Raw genomic sequence first — 6,776 nt, 5'->3', positions numbered from 1 at the left:
GCGAATAATCGGAGTAACAACTTTCGCTTCTGGTCGTTGAGTAGCAATAATCAAATGAATTCCAGCTGCTCTAGCTTTGGCTCCTAAACGCTTAATACTTGATTCTAACTCTTTGCGGATTTCTTTTTCTGCCATGAAGTCAGCATATTCATCAAATATACAGACTATCCGAGGTAATGGTAAAATTTGTTTATTAATCAATTGCTGATTATAAGCATCCAGGTGAGCACACTTCGCTTGTTCAAATTTCCGGTAACGCTCCTCCATTTCGTCAACTAATTGCTCCATCAGTTCGATAGCGCGATCGCAATCTTTAACGATTGGTGAGAGCAACCATTTCATGTCCTCAAATTCTGGGAAAGTGACGCGCTTGGGATCAACTAGAGCAATTTTGAGCTGTTGAGGAGAATGCTGATAAAGTAGGGATAGCAGAAGCGATCGCAAAAATTCACTCTTGCCACTTCCGGTTGTGCCCCCTACTAAAAAGTGACAAGTATTGGGATCCGATAAATCCGCTTCTACCAATTTCCCATCTAAATTTACTCCAAGCCCAATCTTGGGAGGATTACTGGAGCTTTGGTGAACCTGGATATAGTCATCAAATCTAGCTACTTCTCTATCCTCATCCTTCCGTGGTAAATCCACACTGACATACCCAGCTTCAGGAGTAATCAAGGGAGGATTCTCCAGACCTAAGTGTACTTGTAAATCCTTCGATCGATTCTGTATCGATATGACTTTTACCCCACGATTGGGTTTTACCTTGATCCGGACAAATGCTGGAGCAACTGTTGCGTTGACATAATCTACACTAATTTTAAAGTCTTCTAGAGTACTCACCAATTTTTCCCCGGTCTGATCAGCATCAAGACTTTGCCGGGATGGTGCTTTGACCGGCTTTTGCTTAGTCTCAGGAATTTTGGGGGATGCTGCCTTGACCGGCTTTTGTTCAATATCAGGAGTTTTGGGGGATGCTGCCTTGACCGACTTTTGCTCAATATCAGGAGTTTGGCGGGATGGTGCCTTGACTGGCTTTTGCTCAGTTTTCCCATCCTCAAAAAAGGTTTGACAGGTCTGCTGTTGAGGGCAAATGTTGCATAGGTGAGGCTGTCGTGTCGGTGGTGGTGGCTCCAGGTTGCCCTTACCGATTGTGGGAGTGCAATGGTTTTTTATAGTTTCCCCATCTCCCTCCTCTTCGACCTGGGCAGGTTTCCAAGTCAGCCATTGGCGCATCTGTTGTAATTTATCGGGAATGAGCTGATGCACTGTATTCTGTAGCTCTTCCCAGGAATAGTAGTGTTCTTGGAATTCTGGCAAAACGGAATAAACCGCTGCATCGATTGCTACTCCTTTTTCTTGGTGGAGCATGTAACTATAGAGAGCTACTTGAGCTAGGTTAGCGGATGGATCTACCGGTTGATAGGTTTTATAGTCTACGACACAATAGCGATCGCGCTCACAGTCGAAAATTAAGCTATCGAATTTTCCATTAACTCGTTGCTGGGTACCATCAGGAAGAGTGAAGTTATAACTGAGCTTTATTTCTTGAGCAATAAAGGTTTTACTAATTACTTCCTCTGGCTGACAATAGCCTCGATTAGCAACTAGCAATTGAGTCCAATGGGGAATTAGTGATTTTAATCCTTGCCACAGTTGAAGTAAGATCGAGGCTATCTTTTGATTGGTGATTTTGGGGAAAACAACTAGCTCATACAGTAGCGCTTGGATCTTAGAGCTAATCTGGCTTTGGTCTAGCTGACTTGCTGTGGGGGAAAATAAAGCTTGAAATCGGGAATCTTGCTGGAGTTTGTCAGTACACTGTTCACAGAGCTGATGGAATACTGTCCCAATACCTGGTGAGTGGGATTGTGGTATAAATATGGGTTTTCCACCAAAGCGCTTACTCAAATAAAATAAGCGAGGACATTCAAGGGCTACCCTAACTTGGGTAACACTGAAGCGACGGGATTGCGATTGTTGGGTCGGCAATTTTCTTGTGACCATCTGCTCTCGACTCCAGCTATTTTTATCACTAATTTCTAGTAAGCGGCTATGGACATGGGCCAGATACACTGTATCGAGTTTTGCATACTTCAGCTGTTTTTGGCTGAGCGGACGTTTTCCCCAATCACTGCTTTGTTCCTCTGTATCGACATTGGCGAAATTGCACAGCTCTCGCGCTAGTGTTTTTAATTTATTATTGGATACCTGTAATGGATTAGACAGTTTCTTGTTCGTCAGCTTTCGAGCTATTTGATAGGTACAGGTTACATTCTTCGCTTGGTCTTTACCCCCTAGATACCGTAAATCAAAACTAGCATTGTGAAAGACTTTTTCAATGTTAGGATTAACCATAATATGGTTAACAAAGTATTGCACTACTTCCGGTTTGTCTAATACATCTAAGATGTAAGCTTTGTCACCATTTATATCCGTCGGATCAGCCAATACCTGAATCAGAGATAATCTAGGATTAGGGGTATTCCAGTCAGCTATTTCCGTATCTAACCAGAGAATTTTTGATGCTGATAAATTAAGGATTAACTCTTGGAGCTGGGCTAGTTGAGTCAGGTACATTGGCGCTTGTTATCCGAATTTTTGTTATGGCATAATAATCTTTAGCAGTCAGCCGTCAGCCGTCAGCCGTCAGCCTTTGGCACCTCAAGTAGGGTGGCACAGGCTTCTAGCCTGGTTTTTAGGGAACAGGGAACAGGGAACAGGGAACAGGGAACAGGGAACAGAGCTTGTAGGGTGGGCAAAAACAGTTTGCTTCTTTTGATAATTCTGGATTATATTACTTTGCCCACCCTACTTGAATTGGTCTGAGAGCTGAGAGCTGATAGCTGATATAGCGGTTATTGCATTTATGAGCTACACTTTTAAACCTCAAAGTCCCCCTTTTTAAGGGGGATTTAGGGGGATCCCTTTGTAGCTCATGGGAAATATAATTGCTATAGCTGATTACTGATAGCTGATAGCTGATAACTGATAGCTGATAGCTTACGGTACCAAATATACTGATTGTGTTTCTGGGGAACCATCCACAGGGATAAGTTTTAGTTCATTTTCCTGACAAAGTTCCTTAATCCGTTGTTGAATTTCTATTTCTTTGAGCCGATTAAATTGACGGTGAGTAGTTTTAATTAAAACCTTAAGACCAATAACTTGGTCTTGTTTGAGGACATTTAACACAAATTCCTTAACCGGATTAAGGGGTACTTTATTGTCTGCTCTCGAAAGAATATTCAAATCCTTTAGTAAAGGACAATCCTGCAAAATTTCTGATTCTCGGATTAGACTCTTTAACTCTGTTAGTGTTATTGTTTTATCAGCAAGAACTAACTCTTGGGAACAAGCCTCATTAACTAAGCTATGATAAGTGGCTAAGTAATGGACAGAGGAGAGGTCTTCTAATTTGATGTGAATATGCCTAGAAGCCTTGAATAGTTGGCTGTATATTTTGTACCCTTTAGTATCACGTTTTAGGCTAATTTTTGTATGGCGAATCAGGTATAAGGTTTGGCAGCGATTGCCTTTTATAGCTTTATCACAGGCATTCATCAGATGATAGAAGCTGGTACCATTAGTAGTTTCTACCCAGGCTACTCCGATCCGTCCCTGGGGTGATGACAACTGGTAACTTAGGGAATGACTGGCAAAACTACCTAACAATAATTTTGGTTTAATACCCCTAATCTCCAGAGCTTCTAATGCCTCTCGTAACATCCCAATCAATTCCGATTCACCAATATCTTGGATGCGGGTAATTTGTTGCTCAGTCTTTTTAAATTCTTTCTGCCACTTTAATTTAAATGAGGCTAGGCGTTTGTCTTCTATTGGTATTGATTCGCCAGCGGTCTCCTTTTTAGTAGTTGAGTCAATCTTTGATGGCTCTGAAATGCTAACTCTCTCGATATCCTCACTAGTTAAGTCAATCCTTGATGGCTCTGAAATCTTAACTCCCTCGGTATCCTCACTAATTAAGTCAATCCTTGATAACTCTGAGTTAACTACCTGAGTTTTATACCTTTGAATTAGCTTATTTCCCAGGCTTAAGGTCTGGCGGGGAGTGGTTTTGCCACCAGGAAATACTTGTTCTAAGTCTTGCCGAGTTAAAGGGGAAATCGGTGAAGTGGGTTTTGGGTCAGCTTGCTGATGTAAGGGATAGAGTTTGCTTGCCCAAAGGGATTCTGCTTGCTCTAGGGTAATGTTTTTGAGCAGAATTTTTGAATTAAGTCTAGCGAGATCAGCCCCTTGAAGTTTTTTCTGATTCCGTCTCCAGGTATCGGTGACTATACTGATAATAATCAGAAATTTGACACGGCGAGTATGAAGGGTAGAGTTGACATTAAACAGCGCTTGTAGATCCAGAGAACCATCGGGCAAACGAGGAATATTATCCAATTGGTCAAAACACAGCACAATCGGCTTGGTGGATGACGAAATTCTCCCGAAGTTGATTAAGATGTTCTGAGCATCGTCTTCGTTATCTATAGACCCTCTGACCCCAAGGGTTTTCAGGTCATCTTCATCTAAATCTTCTCCCCTTAACCATTGATAAGCCAGGTGATACAGTTCTGGATTAGTGAGGTCATAGAGCACTCCAAAAAATTCTTTATCTCTATGAATTCCCCCTGGATAGCTAGCTCTGAGGTCACCAATAAACCGTTTTCGCTCATTCCGGAGCCAGCCGGTTTTTTTAAAGGCCGGGAGACTCTTTAGCCACAGCAGCAACTGAGATTCTTTTTCCCCTTCTGGGATTTTTAGCATACTGTCAACGGTTTCCCTAAGAATATAGCGCCAGATGCGATCGCTATTTGCCCAAGGACCGATATAAGCAAAAAAGGCGTCTTGATTGAGCTGTTGTTTGAGGCGTTTTAATAGATAACTTTTCCCCGAACCCGAATCACCAGCCAGTAAGATAGTGCGGGGTCGATGGTCTTGATTCACCGCACTGAGGGTGGTGGTTATCTGATTGATTTCATGTTGATGAATCGAGTTGACATTAACAGCACCATTGTCTGGATCTTCCCAAAAATTCCCCGTAGCAAAGGTCACGGGGTCAAAGGGATTTAGGGCTTGTTTAATTATTTCCTGGATCGTTGCCATCTCTTTAATTCCATCTTCTATAGAGTGGACAAGGATAGAGGATTAACAATTGGGAAGCCTGGGGTTAGAGTATCATACTTTGTATCATACTTTACTGCACCATAATGAAAAATAGCCTCCCCCCGGTATTTTGAGGAATACCAGCTTCAATTTGTTCCTCAGTATACATGTTGGCTTCTTGCAAAGCACTCAGATCAATTTTATCTTCTGCTTGCAAGCTATACAGTGCTTTATCTAATTCTTCCCTAGACAAAGGCGGTTGTAACTTTTGGCGCAAATGAAACAGTGGCAAATAGTTTTCTGTAGCCAGTTCTTGGTCTAAATCCTTGATAATTTGTAATATTTCTTCATTACTAGGGGGATTGACTAGATCTGAGATTGTACTGGTTGAGTTTGGCAGCTGTTTCCGCAGGAAATCGATGTAATCCGCTAGCATGGTTTTAGACAAATTGATATTGCCACGACCAACGGGTTTATAATTATTTAATAAGTACTCAATACCTGTTTCAGTAATCCAAACATCTTTGAATTTAGTTTCTGCGACTGTGATATAACCCCGTTCTATCAAACTGTCCATGATTTCCTTTCGGGTCTTAGCAGGCTTAACGTTTGTCTTGGCCGGAGTAGTGGGTTCTGTTTCACAGGCTTTTAGAATTTTGCGCTCTTTCGTGCTCATTGGTACTTCATCCTGATCTTGGGTTAGAAGTTCCTTGCCTGCATCAGTGATCTGAATTTTGGTGATTTCTTGATTAGACTCAATCAAATTGCGATCGCATAATGCCTGACAAATTCGATCTCGTTCACCCGCTGAGGTTTTAGAATTGGGTTTCGCTTCAGTAATCAATGCCCGATAATCCGGTTTGCTCAGTAGCTTCAGTAAAAATTTTAGTTGGCTGACTTCCAGTTCAATAGCTTCCATGTTAATTGTCGTTACCTCACGTTTGTTCAAGATTAACCTATCTCTATTCCCTATAACCACTTAGTAGTCAAGGATTTTCGCAATAGATTCTACTGTCAGCCCTCAGCGGACGGGGGCTGAGCCCTCAACTATCAGCTCTGAGCAGAATTATTATTATATAAGCCTTTCGCTATTTTTCAAAAGTATTTTTATTTCCGTGGTGCCTTACTAGGCTCAATTCTTACCGATATTAGACTTATCTCAAGTCTGGTTGAATACCCATCAATTTTGGGTGCGCGGGGAGGGTAGGGAGGCGCTAGAGGTGTGGGGAGATGGGGAGATGGGGAGCGGTGGGACCAGTGGCGAATTTAATTCGACGACTGTAAGCGCACCGAGGGAAATTTTTATTAAGGGTAATTATCGTGAGATAATATCAGCTGAAGGTCGCGATTAGATAGGTATTCAGGGAAAACCCTCAAAACGGCTGATACCCGAAATTATGATAGCTGACGACCGAAGCGAAAGCATTCAGCTGTCAGCCGTCAGCATTACGTCACAGGCATTAAGCCTGTGCAACAAAGCATCTTTTGTAGCGTGATCCAAAGGCCAAGACTGATAGCTGAATGCTGAATTCTTAGCTACAGTCAATTTTTTTACCCCTACTCCCTACCCCCTACTCCCTGCTCCCTATTCCCCTAATAGCGTCGAGTTTTCTGAACCCCATAAAATAGTCCTGTACCAATCGATAACAATATCAGTAGCCACAGAA

The 6,776-nt window shown here is 42.2% G+C and carries 3 protein-coding genes; all 3 read right to left on the bottom strand.

The window, feature by feature from the left end; all coding sequences use genetic code 11:
- Nucleotides 1–2,577, bottom strand: a 2,577-nt coding sequence (locus tag F6K52_RS29395) for a DNA translocase FtsK (protein ID WP_293087082.1), incomplete at its 3' end; no start/stop codon positions are given.
- A 423-nt stretch (nucleotides 2,578–3,000) separates the two neighbouring features.
- Nucleotides 3,001–5,109: an AAA family ATPase gene (locus F6K52_RS29390; RefSeq protein ID WP_293087079.1), complete on the bottom strand. Its 2,109-nt coding sequence runs from the start codon at nucleotides 5,107–5,109 to the stop codon at nucleotides 3,001–3,003.
- Nucleotides 5,110–5,200: 91 nt separating this feature from the next.
- Complete coding sequence (locus F6K52_RS29385) at nucleotides 5,201–6,058, bottom strand: hypothetical protein (RefSeq protein ID WP_293087076.1); 858 nt, start codon at nucleotides 6,056–6,058, stop codon at nucleotides 5,201–5,203.
- Nucleotides 6,059–6,776 lie beyond the last annotated feature (718 nt).

The organism is Moorena sp. SIO3H5, assembly GCF_010692395.1.
In the GTDB taxonomy this organism is placed as follows: Bacteria; Cyanobacteriota; Cyanobacteriia; order Cyanobacteriales; family Coleofasciculaceae; genus Moorena.
This window is presented reverse-complemented; position numbering and strand designations above follow the sequence as displayed.

Bases quoted from the DNA above. Each gene is read 5' to 3' on its own strand.
- F6K52_RS29390 (WP_293087079.1), bottom strand. From the start codon at position 5,109: ATGGCAACGATCCAGGAAATAATTAAACAAGCCCTAAATCCCTTTGAC.